This window comes from Streptomyces sp. NPDC006335 (assembly GCF_040612795.1).
Classification (GTDB): Bacteria; Actinomycetota; Actinomycetes; order Streptomycetales; family Streptomycetaceae; genus Streptomyces.
In genome coordinates, this window is record NZ_JBEXQX010000019.1 from 55,298 (window position 1) to 72,261 (window position 16,964).

The 16,964-nt window shown below is 66.8% G+C and carries 12 protein-coding genes and 3 pseudogenes; 9 read left to right on the forward strand and 6 right to left on the reverse strand.

Going from position 1 to position 16,964, the window contains the following annotated elements:
• Window positions 1–177 precede the first annotated feature (177 nt).
• The 6 genes and pseudogenes from ABZ098_RS36670 to ABZ098_RS36695 all read left to right on the forward strand — a co-directional run.
• Window positions 178–1,290 (forward strand): bifunctional DNA primase/polymerase, encoded by a 1,113-nt coding sequence (locus ABZ098_RS36670; protein ID WP_356598085.1) that lies wholly within the window; start codon window positions 178–180, stop codon window positions 1,288–1,290.
• Window positions 1,287–2,813 carry a phage/plasmid primase, P4 family gene (locus ABZ098_RS36675; RefSeq protein WP_356598086.1) on the forward strand — a complete coding sequence of 509 codons (1,527 nt, stop codon included), beginning with the start codon at window positions 1,287–1,289 and terminating at the stop codon, window positions 2,811–2,813. Before ABZ098_RS36670 ends, ABZ098_RS36675 begins: the two co-directional genes overlap by 4 nt.
• The gene (locus ABZ098_RS36680) at window positions 2,810–3,211 is read left to right on the forward strand and encodes a DUF6009 family protein (RefSeq protein ID WP_356598087.1); all 402 of its coding nucleotides are present in this window, start codon (window positions 2,810–2,812) and stop codon (window positions 3,209–3,211) included. Before ABZ098_RS36675 ends, ABZ098_RS36680 begins: the two co-directional genes overlap by 4 nt.
• Window positions 3,212–3,406: 195 nt before the next feature.
• Window positions 3,407–3,564, forward strand: a pseudogene (locus tag ABZ098_RS36685) (Uma2 family endonuclease); the annotation flags it as partial.
• A 33-nt stretch (window positions 3,565–3,597) separates the two neighbouring features.
• Window positions 3,598–4,182: a hypothetical protein gene (locus tag ABZ098_RS36690; RefSeq protein ID WP_356598088.1), complete on the forward strand. Its 585-nt coding sequence runs from the start codon at window positions 3,598–3,600 to the stop codon at window positions 4,180–4,182.
• 358 nt (window positions 4,183–4,540) lie between these two features.
• Window positions 4,541–5,061, forward strand: a pseudogene (locus ABZ098_RS36695) (transposase); the annotation flags it as partial.
• 30 nt (window positions 5,062–5,091) lie between these two features.
• On the opposite strand, the gene ABZ098_RS36700 reads toward ABZ098_RS36695, so the two are convergent.
• Complete coding sequence (locus ABZ098_RS36700; RefSeq protein ID WP_356598089.1) at window positions 5,092–5,685, reverse strand: hypothetical protein; 594 nt, start codon at window positions 5,683–5,685, stop codon at window positions 5,092–5,094.
• Window positions 5,686–6,187: 502 nt separating this feature from the next.
• Between ABZ098_RS36700 and ABZ098_RS36705 the strand changes: the two genes are divergently transcribed.
• Window positions 6,188–6,748, forward strand: coding sequence for a hypothetical protein (locus ABZ098_RS36705; RefSeq protein WP_356598090.1), 561 nt, complete (start codon window positions 6,188–6,190; stop codon window positions 6,746–6,748).
• 64 nt (window positions 6,749–6,812) lie between these two features.
• Here ABZ098_RS36705 and ABZ098_RS36710 read toward each other — a convergent pair.
• Window positions 6,813–7,581, reverse strand: a pseudogene (locus ABZ098_RS36710) (transposase family protein).
• 671 nt (window positions 7,582–8,252) lie between these two features.
• Window positions 8,253–9,674, reverse strand: coding sequence for a protein kinase (locus tag ABZ098_RS36715; RefSeq protein WP_356598091.1), 1,422 nt, complete (start codon window positions 9,672–9,674; stop codon window positions 8,253–8,255).
• Between the two features lie 1,067 nt (window positions 9,675–10,741).
• Here ABZ098_RS36715 and ABZ098_RS36720 point away from each other — a divergent pair.
• Both ABZ098_RS36720 and ABZ098_RS36725 read left to right on the forward strand, forming a co-directional pair.
• Complete coding sequence (locus ABZ098_RS36720; protein ID WP_356598092.1) at window positions 10,742–13,366, forward strand: hypothetical protein; 2,625 nt, start codon at window positions 10,742–10,744, stop codon at window positions 13,364–13,366.
• Window positions 13,335–13,895 carry a hypothetical protein gene (locus ABZ098_RS36725; protein WP_356598093.1) on the forward strand — a complete coding sequence of 187 codons (561 nt, stop codon included), beginning with the start codon at window positions 13,335–13,337 and terminating at the stop codon, window positions 13,893–13,895. The genes ABZ098_RS36720 and ABZ098_RS36725 overlap by 32 nt, the downstream gene beginning before the upstream one ends.
• A gap of 980 nt (window positions 13,896–14,875) precedes the next feature.
• Here ABZ098_RS36725 and ABZ098_RS36730 read toward each other — a convergent pair.
• From ABZ098_RS36730 to ABZ098_RS36740, 3 genes are all read right to left on the reverse strand, one after another.
• Window positions 14,876–15,073, reverse strand: a complete 198-nt coding sequence (locus ABZ098_RS36730) for a hypothetical protein (RefSeq protein WP_356598094.1) — start codon at window positions 15,071–15,073, stop codon at window positions 14,876–14,878.
• A 620-nt stretch (window positions 15,074–15,693) separates the two neighbouring features.
• Entirely contained in the window at window positions 15,694–15,861 is a 168-nt protein-coding gene (locus ABZ098_RS36735; protein ID WP_356598095.1) for a hypothetical protein, read from the reverse strand.
• A 180-nt stretch (window positions 15,862–16,041) separates the two neighbouring features.
• Window positions 16,042–16,953 carry an alpha/beta fold hydrolase gene (locus ABZ098_RS36740; RefSeq protein ID WP_356598096.1) on the reverse strand — a complete coding sequence of 304 codons (912 nt, stop codon included), beginning with the start codon at window positions 16,951–16,953 and terminating at the stop codon, window positions 16,042–16,044.
• Between the last annotated feature and the right edge of the window lie 11 nt (window positions 16,954–16,964).

A 16,964-nucleotide genomic window follows, 5' to 3' on the forward strand; every position in this document is an offset into this window, starting at 1 on the left:
GCGACTGAAGCCCGTCCGGTCGCTGGGCTGCTGCTCCGGTCGCTGACGGGCAATTTTGTCGGTCGCATCATCGACACGACGTCACCGTTGTTGCGCATGTACTCCACGACCACACCAGCCCCGTTCGCTAGGGTGTGTTCGTCGTTGAGTCGCTTCGGTCGCTGAAAGGGGATGCAGATGTCTACTGACCTGCAGGTTTCCCTCAGCGACTCAACGGACGCCCGCCGCTCGCCTCCGGTCGCTGGCTCTCTCGCCGTCGCGCAGGCCTGCGCTCGTCGCGGTTGGCCGGTGCACCCCTTGGCCGCGGGCCGCAAGACCCCCGCCGCGAACTGCCCCAACTGCCGTGAAGCAGCGCACGCCCCCGCTTCCTGCCCCTGCCTGGGCGAAGGACGCTGGTGCCACAGCTTCCACGCCGCCACTCTGAACCAGGAACGCATCGAGCAATGGTGGGGCCGGCACCCCGAGTTCGGCATCGGTGTCTCCTGTGGGCCGGCCGGCCTGGTCGTCATCGACATCGACGCCCACCCCAGCGAACCGCCCGCCCGCGACCGGATCCTGCCAGGCATCCGCATCGGCGACCAGGTCAACCTGACAGGCCTGGCCAATGGCTACCACACCCTCGCCGTTCTGGCCGCCCTCCGCGGCCAGCCCAGCCCCGCCGAGGACACCTCCACACTGCGCGTCAGCACCCCGTCCGGAGGGCTGCATGTGTGGTACCGGTCCACGGGCAACCGCCGCTGGAAGTCCTCCGCAGGGTCCAGCCCAGGCCGCGCTCTGGCCTGGCAGGTCGACGTCCGCGCGCACGGCAGCTACATCATCGCTCCCGGCACCACCACCCAGCACGGCACCTACACCCCGGTCGGCGATGTCCGCGAGCCGGCCGCCCTGCCCCAGTGGCTGGCTCAAGAGCTCGACCGCACCGGCCACTTGCCCGCCCCGACCATCCCCGCACCCCGCCCGGTCCCACCGCGTGCCCAGCAGGCCGTCCTTGCCGCCGGCGGCGGCCGCGGCCCGGCCGAGCGCACCCTCGCCGCGATCCTGGCCCCCGTCGAGGCCTGCGGTCAGGTCCCCGCGGGCGCCGGCTTCTCGGACACCCTCAACCGGGCCGCCTACACCCTCGGCGGTCTCATCGCGGCCGGCCGTCTCCCCCACCAAGAGGCTGAGCAGGCGCTCAAGGACACCGCAACCGCGGCCCGCCCCGGGCAGGACCTGCGCATCGAGCAGATCATTCGCAGCGGTCTTTCTGCCGGCCTGCAACGGCCCCTTCACGTTACGGGGAGGCGCCCGTGACCTCCCCCAGCAATGAGACGCTCTTCGAGTTCGACCCCGAGGCCGTCGCCGCCCAGATCCGCGCGCAAGGCCTCGCGCTGCCCCTCCCGGCACAGTCCGCAGCCGAACGCCCCGCCGCCGGCGGGGGAGCGACTCCCCACGGCCTCGTACCGGACACACTGACCGACCGCGGCAACGCCAAACTGTTCGTCAAGCTCTACGCCAACGACTACCGCTACGTCCCCAGGATCGGCTGGTTCAGGTGGGACACCACCCGCTGGCAATTCGACGAGGACGACACCGTGCTGTGGGCCGCAGGCGACCTCGCAGAGAACATCGCCGACCACGACCCCCGAGGCCGCTTCACCATGCAACGCCTCGACAAGCACCGCGACCGGGCCATGTCGACCGCCGGCATGAACGCCATGCTCACCCAGGCCCGCTCCGCCCCCGGCATGGTCCTCAAAGCCGACCGCCTGGACGCCGACCCCTACGCCCTGTGCACCCCCCGCGGCATCGTCGACCTGCGCACCGGACTCCTGCGCGCCCCCGACCCCAACAAGGACTTCCACTCCCGCTCCACCACCGTCGGCCCCCAGCAGACCCCCGTCCCACGCTGGCTGCGTTTCCTGCACGACACCTTCGGCGACGACACCGAAGGCCAGGAAATGATCGACTACCTGCACCTGCTGCTCGGCTACTCGATCACCGGCGACGTCGGCGCCCAGATCCTGCCCTTCCTGTGGGGCACCGGCAAGAACGGCAAGTCCGTCCTCCTCGACGTCATGATGAAACTTCTCGGCGACTACGCGGACGCGGCCCCGCCCGGCTTCCTCATGGCCAAGCCGTTCGAGGGCCACCCCACCGACCTCGCTGAACTCCACGGCCGGCGCGTGTACGTGTGCTCGGAGATCAAACCCGGCGACAAGTTCGACGAGGCCCGGGTCAAGCTGCTTACCGGCGGCGACCGCATCAAGGCCCGCCGCATGCGCCAGGACCCCTTCTCCTTCGAACCCACCCACAAACTCTGGCTGCTGGGCAACCACAAACCGGAAGTCGGCACCGGCGGCTTCGCGTTCTGGCGCCGCATGCGCCTGATCCCCTTCGAACGCGTCGTCCCCGACGACCGCAAGATCGACAACCTGGCCGACCTCCTCGTCATGGAAGAAGGCCCCGGCATCCTGGGCTGGCTCATCGACGGCGCCCGCCGCTACCTCAGCAGCGGCCGCGACCTCGCCGGCCCCGAACGCGTCCGCATCGCCACCACCGCCTACGCGGAAACCGAGGACCACACCGGCCGCTTCTACGACGAATGCTGCCGCCTCGCCCCCGATCTGCGCGCCGAACAGACCACGCTCTACGCCGCCTACACCACCTGGTGCCAGAATGAAGGCGCTCAGATCATCTCCTCCCGCGCGTTCGCCGCCCGCACCCGCGAACTGGTCGGACTCGCGTCCCCGAAGGAGATGAAGGTGTCCAACCAGCGCAAGTACTACCCCGGCATCGGACTGCTCACCGACGAGGAAAGGGAAGCCGGCACATGAGTTCCCTGATCGACGCGGACGAGATCAGCCACGAGACCGACATCGTCTGGCTCGAAGACATCGACGACCTCGACTACGTCCGCCAGAGCATCGACCGCCTCCCCACCCGCAAAGGCCGCCCCCCCTACCGGCGCCCCGGCCGCATGGTCGGCTACGCCATCCTCGGCCCCGACGCCAAAGCCTCCCGCGCCTCGGGTACCTTCCGCCGCCGCGTCTTCTGGCTCCAGCCCCACGACCGCGACAGCGAACCCGACGGCCTCTACGCCAACAGTGCCCCCGCCGAAGCCGTCGACCCCCGCACCCTCCAACCCCGCGTCAAGGGCTACAAGACCGAACGCTCCGAAGGCGGCCCACCCTCCGCCGCCATGCAGGAACTCGGCATACAACTCCCGCTGTGAGGCGCCGACTAGACCCACGGTGTCGGGCCGGTACGAGCCAAGGTGATGGGCCTGGCCCTGAAAAAGATCAGTACTGCTGGACTGGCACGGGCCCGGTGTATCGCGCAATCGTTGAGTGTATCGCCGCCCAGTGACAGAGGATCGCGGAGCGCCAGGTCGTTGTATGCGGTTCACAGCGCGTCGCTGACATGGCGATTCCACCCCCGCACCGCCACCGGAGCCGTCCTCACCAACATCCACCCCACCCCCGAAGGCCCTCGTACGCCACCCGCATGGACTTTGTCTACGGCGAGGACGTCACGATCGGCGACTGGCCCGTTTCCACGGAGAACCTGCCGCGGTACAAGGACTGACTCCGTACTCCGCGTGGCTGAGACGATGTCTCGGTGAACTCCTTCTCGTATGACCGCATCGGTGCTGGTCATGACCGGCTGGATCTCTCGGAGCCCAGGCGGGCCGAGCCTGGTGAGTGGCCGAAGTTCGAGGCCGCACTCGCTGTGGTCAACCGCGATGTGATGGCGACCCTGCCCGGTCAGGACGCGCTGATACTAATGGTTGCCCCGTCCTGGCAGCCGCTTTCTCCGAGCGGGATCGACCGGGGTCAGGTCTACGTGGCGATGCCGGACGGCCGTTGGCAGGGGAATGCGGTGAACGCGGTCAACCTGGAGGAAGGCGATCTGCCGGAGCCAGATGATGAGATGACGGCCCTGACGCTGGTCGCGGAAGCGGCGCAGGAGACCGTCATGGAGCTGCTCTGGCAGGTGTGGCCGGTTTGCCGGGAACACAAGATCGGAGTGCACGTTCGTCCCGCAGGGACCGCTGACGACTGCTGCGGGGGCAAGGGCGGACGCGTCGGAGCCAGTGGTGTGGTGGTGCCGGGACGGCACAGGCCACGACGTCTGCCTGGTGGACGAGTTGGCAGCCACCCTGCCGGGAAAGGAGCGTCGCGCACTGCGCCGCAGCGAGCGTAAGCGGGACAGTGGCCGATAGTGGTGCGGACAGCACGTACAGTTGTCGCGTCTTGTCGCCTACGCCCCGCTCCGGCTTTCCGCCCCGTACAGCCAAAGATTGCACCTGGCACCGCCCAGGCAACAGCGGCTTCCCGACTAAAGGTCTACTTGCGCCAGCGCCGCGTAGCGCGATCCCTCCGCATGGACGACTCGGCGCACAGAGGGGGTATCAAGCAGGCGCGCCGACCGTGACGGTCGAGCAGGACGCCGCGGCCGCACGAGATCGCATGCACCTTCGTCATCCGATAGTTCACCATGCCGCCGCTGGTTGCGGGCCGGGGGCTCCTCTCTTCACCGCACGAGGAGCCCCCACACCCTGATCGTCGACTCCCAGTCCGTCAAGGCGCCTCCACCGTCGGCCGCAACAGCCGCGGCTACGACGCAGCGAAGAAAATCAACGGCCGCAAACGACATATCACCGTGGACACGCTCGGCCTGCCCGTGATGATCACGGTGACGCCCGCCGACATCCAAGACCGCGACGCCGCCCGCGACGTGTTCTGGCGCCTTCGCCTCACCCAACCGCAGATCACCCAGGTCTGGGCCGACCGCGGCTACGCCGGCGACCACGTCGACTGGGCCCGCGAACGCCTCTGGCTCACCCTGCGCATCGTCTCCCGGCCCAAGGGCACCAAGGGCTTCGTCGTCCTGCCCCGCCGCTGGAAAGTCGAGCGCACCATCGGCTGGTGCATGAACGCCCGCCGCAACGCACGCGACTACGAACGCCTGCCCCAGCACTCCGAAGCCCACCTGAACCGGGCACTCATCACCATCATGACCAGGCGCCTCACGCGCAACAAGCCTGCTCCCCGTTGGGCGAAGAAGCCTATGCCGACAGCCTGAACCAGTCCTGCCCACCGGCGTCATCAGTCACCGGTGCCTCCCCCACCCATAGAGCCCCTCCTCAGACGATGTGGCGGTTGATGAACGCGTGCCAGACGGCAGGAGCGTGTTCCGGAGTACGGCGGTGTCCGCCCGCGAAGCCATGAAGTTCCTTGTCCGGGCTCGCGAAGGCGTCGAACAGCGGAGCTGCCCCGAACGTGGAAACACTTCGTCGTCCCACTGCAGATGGAAGAAGACTGGTGCGGTGATGGCAGAGGCATCGTTCAAGACGCGATCCGGAGCGTGAAGTCCAGGATTGATGATCGACTGCGTACCGAACTTCCCGAACACGGTGCACTTGAGCACTGGTCCGAGGGCGCGCGCCGCAGCAAGGCCGAAGCGGGTCCCCATGGACAACCCGAAGTAGGCCTGGCGAGTTCGGTCGGCAATACCCGCTTCGGTCAAAGCCTCGCACGTGGCGACCCAGTCGTCAGCCATGCGGTCCAGCACCTGACCGAGACCCTCTGCGGCCATCCGGCCCTGGTACTCCGCCGGCGTGAGAGGTGATGCCACCCGCTCACCGTGGAAGGGGCCATCGATCGCTGCGGCCGCGCAGCCAGCAGACGTGATCAGGTCGGCCATCGACAAGATTCGGTCGCTGTGTCGGTGCCCGCTTCCACCGTGCCCCAGCAACACCAAAGGGACTGGCTCTGACCGACCGCTCGGCGACCATACGGTGCCAGGAACTGTTGAGAGTGGCCGGTTAACCACGAACGAACGTTGCGTGGAGTGGCCAGAGATCTGCTGGCAGCCGGACCAGCCCACATGCTGACTCACGTCGCCATCAAAGCACGAGGAAGTCGAGAGTAACCGGGGGATCAAAAACACTCACTCACGCTGAAGCGCTATGAAGGACGAGGACTGCCTGGACCATCGCGGTGATGCGGCGCCACCCGCCAGAGTGGGCGCCGCCCGGGCCGCTGCCGCACTTTCGATCCTCGCCCGCGCCCTTGGCTAGGCGGTGCCACCACAGCCGCCCAGGGCCCGTTCCGGATTCCTTGGATTGGGCCCCGCCGGCAGGCGCATGGTGCTGCCCGCAACACGACTTGCGAGAATGCTTCCTGCACGCACGTTTCGATCAGGGGTGGGTTCGTTGGTCTGGTGGGCGGAGAGGTTCCTCTGGGACGGGGAGCGTCCTGAGTGGACATGGGTCCCATTAAAGTCCGTTGGGCCCATACGGTTCGGTCAGAGCAAGGAGGAAATCTCTGCCGCTCTGGGCGAGCCGATCACGGCATGGGACGCCAAGAAGTTCGCGCGATGGTATCCCTTCGAAAGGGTTGGCATCGACACCTACTACGACCAAGCGACCCAGACACTGGCTGCAGTAGCTGTCGACGCCTGCCGGGGCCCACAGGTCAGCCTCGACGGCACTCCTCTGGTTGGCCGGCTGCCCTCGGAACTCGAACTGTGGCTCGAAAAAACCGCGTCAACGCTTGAGGATCCGACTCTGCCAGAGTACGTCGATGGCCTGCGCTTCGGGCCGCGCGGGGAACCGTATCTCCTCAGTCTGGGACTGGTCCTGCGCTGCCAGCAGAACGGTGACCACGCCCGCTGCCGCCCAGTGTTCCTTGCGCCTCAGTGGGCCATGCAAGGCCAGGAATGGATCGAGGACTTGATCCCCGACACGGAGTGGCTGACGTATTGAGCGATGCCCAACCTCACACTGATGCGTAGTGAAGCACGAAGACGGCCTTCACCACGTCGGTGATTCAGTTGGTGCTGCAGCGGAGCTTCCGCAGGAGCCTCCAACATTTGAAGGTGGCCATGGCGCGTTCGCCCAGGCTGCGGATCTTGGCGTGATCGCGGTTGTGGCGCCGACACCAGCCGCGCAGGTTCTTGCCCCTGAATGGGACGCGGACAGCATGCCCTGCGCCCTGATACGCCTTGTCCGCCCAGCACTTGATGTGTCGTCGGGGCGAAAGCAGCCGGATTGCCGTGGGCCCGGGCCGCAGTCAGATCGTGCACGGCTCCAGGTAGCGCGTCCGAGACCCAGATCAGACGGCGGGCTGGATCCGCGAGGACCTGCACGTTCATCCCGTGGTGCTTCTTCTTCCCCGAGTAGTACGGCTGGTCGGCAGCGATGCGGTCGATCGGCAGCACGGTGCCGTCGAGGATTACGTACGCCTTCTTCCGCACGGACATCATGGCCTGTTCCAGCGTGGGCGCCAGAGCGGCCAGGAGGTCGACCGCCTCGCGTATGTACCGGTAGGCCGTGGCGATCCCGACGCGGAAGCCTGCGGCAAGACGGGCGTAGGTGTCGCCGCAGCGAAGGTGGGTCAGAACGAGCAGGGCCTGCCGGCCACAGGTCAGGCGACGCCACCGGGAGCCGATTCGACGGCGGTGACCTGCGAGGAGACCGGAGAGGTGCTGCAGGGTGCGGGTGGACAGGTCGATGCCGGATGGGTAGACAAGCACGCGCAAGCTCCTGGCGGACTGGTGATCTTGGTCGTGAACCCGTCTACCTGGGGCTTTCTTCATGCCCCCTGCTGGGATCGCCCGTCCAACCTCCCGTCAGGTTGAAAACTGCTCACTGTTTTCCCTACTCGGTCTGAAGGGCCGTCACCAGGCCCTGGTCGTGTACGCGCTGTCGAGTGGGTTAGCGCTCGGGGCGCATGGCAGGGGCCTGGACCATCTGGCCCGGGCTCCTGCACTCTTGAAGATCTGTTACTTCCATGCGCGCGTCACGACTGGGCCTTCCCTATGCCTTTTGAGGCGCAGAAAGCCGAAGGTGACGCAGGAGATGAACATCCATGACCAGTGCGCGGCGAACGCCGCTGGCGGCCAGGGCCGCACACCTCAGCCGGGGTGAAGGCGTCGACCGTCAGGGGTGCCGCTGGTGGTCATGTAGACCCGGACACGCCACGGCCTCGGGAATCAGCTATGACGGCCCCCATCGATTTCGACCTGAAAAAGGGAAAACCCGGCCCCGGGCCCGCCGTCGGTCTGCTGAGTGGTCGAGGCCTCGGCAGAGGGTGCGCGTGAGCTGGTCGGGGTCGGTGCAGGCAGGGTTGGCCATCGGCCCTCGCCGTAACAGGGAGCGGGCGCCTTCCACCGGGTTCAAGTCCGGGCTGTAGAAGGGAAGCTGGATGACCGCCAGCCAGTCGTGGCTGGCGGTGAACTTTGATCGGCCCTGCTGGGTGTCGGTGCAGCTACCTCTTCTTCATTTTCGTCACTTTCTTCGCGCTCTGTGCGTTGCCCTGACCTGTAGACGCCTTCTTCTTTCCTTGATCGGTCGATGCGCTCGCGGGCTTCGTCTTGACGTTGATTGTGTCCTGCCGAGGGGCGGCACTGCCTGGTGTCAGCGCCGCGTCGGTGACCGATTGCCCGCTCAGGTTTCCCGGTGACGGGCTGACGCTGTGTACAGGGGCGGAGATGGTGTGGCTGATGGACGGCTGTGGCGCAGGGGTGTCGCTGCCGTCTTCTGAGGTGCCGGGGGAAGAGGAGGTCACGGCTGGATTGCTGGTAGCAGGGGCCGCCTTGCTCTCGGCGTTCTGATGCGAGGAACCGTCGGCGACGGCGAGGGCGGCAGCCATGGCTGCGGCTAGTGCGGCAGTTGCCCCGGCCATCAGGACGCAGCTCCGGGGACGAGCAAGTGGGGAACCGGCCCGGGAAGCCGCTTCGGAAACGGGCCCCTCCGGGCCGGGCAGCAGCGTCCTGTGGGTGCTGGTGCTGCCACCTGCGGGGCGCCAGCTTGCAGCGGTGCCCGTGGTACTGGCTGCGGACCGGTGGGACGTCAGGTTCGTGCCGGTGGACAGATCTGCCAGTGTCCGGGCGCAGTCCTGTGCCGTCGGGCGTGCCTGCTCGTCGAGTGCGGTCATGTCGCTCAGCAGGGCGGCGAGTTCCGCGGGGAGGTAGTCCGGGAGGCTGGGCTGGCGGTGAAGCCGTGCTATCGCGGCTTCCAAGGGGCCACCGTCGTATTCGAGTCTGCCGGTGAGGCATTCAAGAAGCACCAGACCCAGGGCGTAGACGTCGGCAGGCCGTCCGACGGGCCGGCCCAGGACCTGTTCGGGCGACAGATAGGCCGCCGTGCCGATGAGGGTGCCGGTGGCGGTGCATGTGGTGGCGTCAAGCAGCCGGGATATACCGAAGTCGGTGAGATGGGGGTGATCGGATGCATCGAGGATGACATTGGATGGCTTGACGTCACGGTGGACGACTCCAGCGGCGTGCGCGTGGACCAGGGCATCGGCGAGGCCGGCGCCGAGCGCGGCGGTGGCTTCGGGAGACAGGTGGCTCCCGGCGATGCGCGCCTTGAGGGTGTGGCCTTCGATCAGTTGCATGACCAGATAGGCGTCACCGTCGTGCCGTCCCGCGTCGTAGGCGGTCACCAGCCCAGGATGCTGCAGGCGGGCCAGGATCATGGCCTCGCTCAGAAAGGCTTCCTCTGTGTCGAAGCCGGTGTTCGGCCGGAACATTTTCACTGCCACCGGCCGACGCAGCCGCAAGTCGAACCCGCGATGGACGTCCGCAGCACCCCCCGAACCGATGTGCGCGTCCAAACGGTATCGGCCCGCCAGTATCCGGGCGGAGTACCGGGAAGCCAGTGCGAAACCCGACTCACGGAACCCCATGCTCTCTCCCACTTCCGGCGTAGGCCCGCTGGTGGCGGGCTCCGCACGCAGGTACCCAAAAGGCACCGGACTACCCGTAGCCCCTCCCTTGCGGCGCCGACTCAGGCTGCTTAGTGGACACCTGGACAGATCACCCCGGCCCCCGCTGGCTCTGCCCGTCACAAGGGTCCGGCCGCCGGAGCACGCGTGGGTGTGCCCGGCATGCGACGAACTCGCCCGCGGGTTCAGCTGGGAGCCGTTCGGCGAGGTAGCGCGGATGCCGAAGACGGTGGTGACATGAGCGGGCTGCCCCGTGTCCTCTCTGTGGGCGGTGCGTTATCCGGTGCAGCGGTGAGGTGCCGCTGACACTGGTGGCAGTAGGGCAGACCGGAGCGCTGATCGCCCGCCACCAGATGCAGTTCACCGCCCGTCACGGCGAGCTGATGGGCGATGACAACGTCTGGCTCGCAGGCTGCGTCGCCGAGATCCGCGCCCTGCCGCAGTCCTCGTCGCCATGGACCAGGTCAGCGTCCACGAGGACGGGTAACTCCGCGCAGTTCGCGGGGCAGGCGCGACCGGCCGCCCCGAACCACGTTCCGTGGCTGACCCGGCGAGAAGCGGCGACTACGCCAAACACGCGGGTGGGCAAAGGAACGGCAAGAGGCTGGTGCGGTCCGGGAGGTGCGAACTGGATCGGCGAGGGTCGGCGATTGCTCCAGCGATGCAGCAGCACACTGCTGACGTGGTCAAGCGGCGGCTCGGGTGAACGCATCGAGCAGCTGACCCTAGTGGCTACAAGGTAAGTACAAGTGCGACAGGCGTCCGCGCACCCTTCGAGCGGTTCTCATTTCGCTGATCGCGCGAAGGGGCCAGCAAAGAGTACTGAGACCCGTCTGGGTTTCTCGGGATCAGTCGGGGCTCGATCAAGCAAGCGTTTTTGCGCAGGTCAGATCTCGTTCCTCCCTCCCGCTTTATGCGTCCTTTAGTTGAAAGTCGTTGATCGTTTAGGTAAATGATCCTTACGATCTTCACCTCGGGCATGATCCACATCATGGATGAAGTCCATCAATTCATAGGGGGGTTAATACATGTCGCAATCCCTACGGAGTCGACACAGACCTCTGGCGCTGGCCGTCGTCCTGTTCTCGGTGCTCGCGTGGCTCGGCCTGGGGAGCCTGACGCATGCGGGCGCTGCCACTTCTTCGAGTGGCGACTTCTTCCCCGTCGCTCCGGCCGCGAAGATCGTGGACACCCGTTCGTCCCTCGGTGTCAGCGCGGCCCTCGGGGCGGCGTCCACCACTTCCTTCCAGGTCCTCGGTCAGGGCGGTGTCCCCGCCTCCGGGGTGTCGGCCGTGTCGTTGGACATCACCGCGGCGAACGCCACCTCGTCCGGCAGCTACCTGGAGATGTGGCCGGACGGAACCACCCGGCCCTACCCCGCGTCTGTCATCAACTTCTCCAGCGGCGCCGACACGAGTAACTCGGCGATTGTCGCCGTCGGTTCGGACGGGAAGGTCGACGTTTACAACTCCAGTGGCACCGTCGACGTGATCGTCAGCGTCAACGGGTACTTCACCTCCGCTGCCGGCACCACCTCGCCCGGTGGATACGTCCCGGTGACTCCGGCGCGGATCGTCGACACTCGTGATGGAACCGGTGCGCCGCAGGCGACGATCGCCCCCGGCGGAACGCTTGACGTTCAGGTCGACGGCGTCGACGGCGTCACGGACGAGGTCTCGGTCTACGCCAACATCACCGTCCCGTCTCCCGGTGCCGCCGGCAGCCTTTACACCTACGCCACCGGCGCCTCGCCGGGCCAGCCAACGGTGAGCTACAAGAGCATCACAACCTCCCAGGGCACGGTCGTCCCCGTGGGCACGGGCGGTCAGATCACGCTGAAGAACGGGTCGTCAACGCAGTCCATCAACGTCGTCATTGACATCTACGGCTACTTCACCGAGGCCCCCTCCGGCGGCGGCAAGTTCACGGCCGTCCAGGACCGCCTCCTGGACACGCGCACCTCTACGGCCGTCGCGGCCCACAGCTCGGTCAGCGTCGCGGTCGGCGGGAATGACGGCATCCCGACCACCTTCGGTGCCGCAGTGCTCAACCTGACCACGACCAGCCAGCAGAACGGCGGCTTCCTGCAGGTCTGGGGCACCGGGCCGACCACCCCGCCGGGCCTGTCGGTCGACAACTTCCAGGCGAACACCACCACCGCAGATCAGATGATCGTCGCACCCGGAACCCAGGGCGCGGTCACCATCTACAACGACAGCGCCGGCACAATCCAGCTCATCGTCGACCTCCAGGGGTGGTTCTCCTCCGGCCAGATCACGGCCACACCGGACCCGACGGACACGGCCCCCGACCCGACGGCCAGCGACCCGGGCCCGAAGCCGAGCGGGGCCGTCGCCGTCTCCGCAGGCCCCACGGTCAGCGACGCCCCGACCCCGACGGTCAGTTCCGCCTCCGGCGCGGCGACCGTGTCGGGCAGGTTCACCAACGGTGCAGGGACGGGGGTGTCGAACCTGACGGTAACCCTGACAGCGTCCGACGCGCTGACCGACGATACCAGTGGTGAGACCACGCTGCCGGTCGCCGGCACCACACCCACCGCCTCGGACGGCAGCTGGTCATACACCCTGCCCGACCCCCTGCCGAGCAACCTGCAGACGCTTGCCGACGCCAACAACGGAGTGCTCAACCTGTCTGCCACCGTCAACGGCTACACCAGCGACGGCAAGTTGATGACGGCGACTGACAACATCAGCGCGGGCGTCGCCGAGGGATCGTCCACGACGCAGGCTTCTCAGGACGTGCAGACCGACAACACCCCGCACACCCAGGCCCTGAAGATCGACACCGACACCACGGCGTTGGACGCACCCGCCGATTCGGCCACGGCCTCAAGCCTCGCCCAGTCGATCACCGACTCCGCCGACCCGGACGCCGACACGGCCGCTCTCCCGACGTACCAGACCGCGACCGGCGACACGAGCGCCTACTCCGCCAACACCGCCGACGGCGTCAACTACAGCAGCGTCCTCCCCCTGGACAACGTGTGCACCTCCTCCGAAACCATCCTGAAGAAGCAGATCCAGTACACCACCGTTGGTGAGGCCCACGCCTACTGGGATGCCAAGGCGAGCTTCGACTACACCAACACCCTGTCCAGCCAGATCGGTATCGCCAGCAGCGTCAACGGCAAGAACTGGTCTATCACCGGCAGCGCGAGCGAGACCAAGAGCACTGGGCACTCCACAGGGTATGCAGGCAAGGGCCCGAACTTCGCCCGGCAGTGGCGCGTGCCCATCAACTACGCCTACGTCCGGACCAAGGTGACCTGCCTGCACAGCCCCACCACGTACGGATACGAGATCCGCCCCCTTGGCTACAAGATCCCCTCTGGTGGCTACGTCGGCGAGTACGGCAAGAACGTCAGCAGTTCCGACGGGTATTACAACTACCGCAGCTCGGCTGCCAACCGCCGGGGCACCGTGCAGCGCGGGACGTACTTTTCCCTTTCGTCAGGGCGTTCCGTGACCTACACCGTGGGGGCCACCGTGTTCGGCATCGGCATCTCCTCGCAGACGATGTACAACGGTACCCACACCCAGAAAATCGAGGCCGGAAATCAGATCGGAGAGCACGATATCTGGGGAGCGAAGGGGACGCTCTATGGCAAGCCAGGCACGTTTTACTCGTTTTAGCCGATCGATGCTGGTGGGTGTGATCACCACCATGCTCGGCTCTTGTGCGAGTCCGGCGAGCTCCTCGCCTGTAGCAGGGCACGCTCTCGCGGCGGCGGGTCCTCCCTCCGTCGGGATCCTGGGTGTTCCCAATGCCAAGATCGGAAGCGTCTGGAGATTCGCCTTCCCGTTGTTCGTCAACAACTCGAAGATGACGGTCCGGATCACCTCGGTACGACTGGACAACGTTACGTCCGGTGCGCGGGTCGAGGGATACCCGCTCTACTCCATGAAGGACACGAAAACTTATATCTTGGACAACCTGGAGGGAGATAAGGGATCCAAGGACATGACAAAAATACCAGACCACTCCGGTAAACCCATCGTGATACGCAGCCACCAGGACAGTGGTGACTACTACTTCATGGTCAAAATCAAGATTATCGGGCGCATCAAGAAGCACCTCAGCGGTTGCCGCGTGAACTACACACAAGGCAACCGCAAGTACAGCCAAAAGGTGCACTGTGAATACGCACTCGACATGAAGTAACCACCACAGGAGCTGTGGCGCGGCTGCCTCCGGGTGGGAGGCAGCCGCGCCACGGGTCCACGTGTGCGCTGGCAGACAAGCCTCATCGTCAAGGGCGTTTGCAACACAAGGCGCCCGGCAGCACGACTGTGGCCCTGACCGAAATTTGGGTCAGGGCCACATGCATACGCCTCCAAGCGCAGTGTCGTTGGTCGTGTCCCGCCAGGTGGTGCTCGTCGCGCACACCTATCCCGGCATCAACGCCCTACATGCACCCTGGGCTGGAACCGGCGATCGTCTTCCGCGGGAGCACCCCCGAGTAGGACGACAACGCGTACCGCGAGGAACTGCTCGACAGCGAGACCGTGGTGTCCCACCCCGCTGCTGAGGTACCACCGGGGCCGGCCCCTGCGCATGGCCACCGTGGACTCCACCAGCCAGGCTGCCTGTGACGTGGCCGACGGTCGGTACAACGGCCCCCATCACGAGTAGTCGCCACCCTCTTTGAGATCGGCGATGCCTGGCTGGTCTGGCAAGGCATCCCAAGGCATCCACGAGCAGCGGGGCTGGACCTGGATCGTGCCGGAGTCATGACTCGGCCTGCTGGGAGTCGATGATCACGCGGCGTCGCCCTCGGGGCCTCGAGGTGGCCGCGGTTCAGCCTCTGCACATCTCTGGCCTTGAGGTGCCAGGCGCCGTGGCAACATTGCAGAGCCCCGCACGACCGGTACGCCTGACCATAGTGGTTCGTCCCCTCATCTCCGTTTCAATGACTCAGTAGCGGTAATTCTCCATAAAGAGGGAAATATGGTGCGCACGTGAGTTGTGTTTCTCCAGCGGGCCGGCCTGGAGCAGGGGCTCGAAGACGAAGACAACATCGCAGCTTCCGACCAGATCGAGTGGATCGGCGGAGGCCCGAACGTCTGGGAGCGCTGAGCTCCCGGACCAGTCCATCGCGTGCTTGAGCTGCTTGTTCTCTGCGTGCAGCCGGACGAACTCCATTAGCGGGTGCTGGCGAAGCGCACGTTTGGTCCCCAGCCCGCCCTCACCGGCTCCATGCACCACTGGCACAGCGGGCCGCCGCCGGTGCCGTAGCGGTGGGTCTTGCGCTGGCAGCTGGTGCAGGGGCCGACCTTGTCACCGGAGCAGACCAGCGCCGACGGGTCCGGTTCCGTGATCGGGGGCGGGGGAGTGGTCATGGGGGCGGCCGTGGCCGGCTCGTGCGGCCGTGTTCGGCTTCTGCCTCGCGGCGTTCCAGCAGGGCGATCTTCGCGTCGATGCGGTTCAGCCACAGGGCATGCCACACCCGTATTCTGTGGAATCAGGTTTGTCAATCTTCTGCCGCGCGAGGAGGGGACGGCCCCTGCGGCGGGGCTTGAGTCGGCATTCACTCAGCTCACAGTGACGTCGGCTTGTCCACCGAGTACACCGTGACTGGATTCCCGAAGAGCTCGTCCTCACGCAGAGGGGCCAGCCGAGCCGTTCCGCCACGCACGCCGAGGCGGTGTTCCCGCGACGAATCAAGGAGATGGAGTAGGACTCGTCCAAGGTGCGAACGCCCAGTATTTACGCGTCAGGTTCTCGGGGGCAGAGCGCGGATGGAGGGTGTGGCGACCATGGTGAGGGTGGCGAGGAGGATGAGCGCGGCGGCCGCGTAGAGGGTGGCGTGGAGGCCGAGGAGGAGTACGGCGGGTCCGGCGGCGAACTGGGCGAGCGGGAGGCGAGGTAGGAGCCGAGGTCGGCGTAGGCGTAGACGCGGGCCAGGCGGTCCTCGGGGATCTGCTCGTTGAGGGTCGAGTACCAGGCGACGCCGGCCTGTTCAACGCCCACGCCCGCCACGAAGTTGGCCACGACCAGCAGCCAGCGAGGTGCCAGGGCTGTTGACCGCGCCCACCCCGACGGCGGCCAGAACGACGATCCACAACGCGAGGAAGAGCCGTCGTCGCCGGAAGGCGAGTCGGCCCAGCCGGTACAGAGAGGTTGCCACGGTGTACTCCCAGCGAGAGACGGCCGGCGGACCTTACCGTGGTACCAGTGACACTCATCCTCAAGGCCCACGGCGCAGCCTGAAGGCGAGGGCGGCCCGGTGGCGGAGCGGTCCTGTAGTTCGGGCGCTACCGGCCCAGAGCCGTCCCTCGGCACTGTCCTGACCCGCTGGCGAGGGTTGTCAGTCGACGGAGGCCATGAAGTTCAGCATCCTGCGGTTGATCTCCTCGGCGTGGTCGATCTGCGGCCCGTGGCCCGTGTCCGAGATGATCTCGGCTCGGGCGCCGGGGACCAGGCGCGGCACCCGCTGCGCCTGCCTTCGCGGGTGCACGAGGAGGCTTCGCCGGCCGAGTATCAGATACAGCGGGGTCCGGACGGTGGACAGTTCCTCCTCCGACAGGGGAAGCGGCGCCGGGCGGCGTATGCGGTAGGCGCGAACGGCCGTTCTGCTCATCGCGCGCAGTGCCGGCACGACGAGGGCCGGTTGTTCCAGCCAGGCCGCCAGCCGCGGGCGCAGCGCCTTGGGCGCGAAGGTCGCGAAGAGGCTGGCGAAGATCCAGACGAAGAAGCGAAGACCCACTTTCTCCAGGCCCCCCGGGTCGAGCAGGGTGACCGAGGCGAGGCGGCCGGGCTTGCGGTGCGCCTGGTTCAGGGCGAGCCACCCGCCGTAGGAGGAGCCGACGAGGTGGACACGGTCGAGCCCGAGCCCCGCGAGTGTCTCGTCCAGCCACTGCGCCGCGTGTTCGGGCTGGTGGATGGGCTCGCGCTGCACACTGCGCCCGGGATCACCGGGGGTGTCGAGGGCGTAGACCGGACGCTCGGCGCTGAGGGCGGGGGTGTTCGGGTACCACATGGCGGAGCAGGAGCCCGCCCCGTGCACCAGGACGACGGGGATGCGGGATCGGGCGGCCTCGTTCACGGGGCCGTAGCGGTAGACGTGCGTGGTGCCGAACGACGTCTCCACGTCCTCTTCCGACAGCGCGGGCGCCCCCAGTGCGTAGACCTCGTCGCAGGCCGTGAAGTAGCGCTCTCTCCAGGCGTCACTCACGTAACGGCCGACATCGGCCCGGGTGCGGGCAGCGGTCTCGGTCATGGTCACCTCCG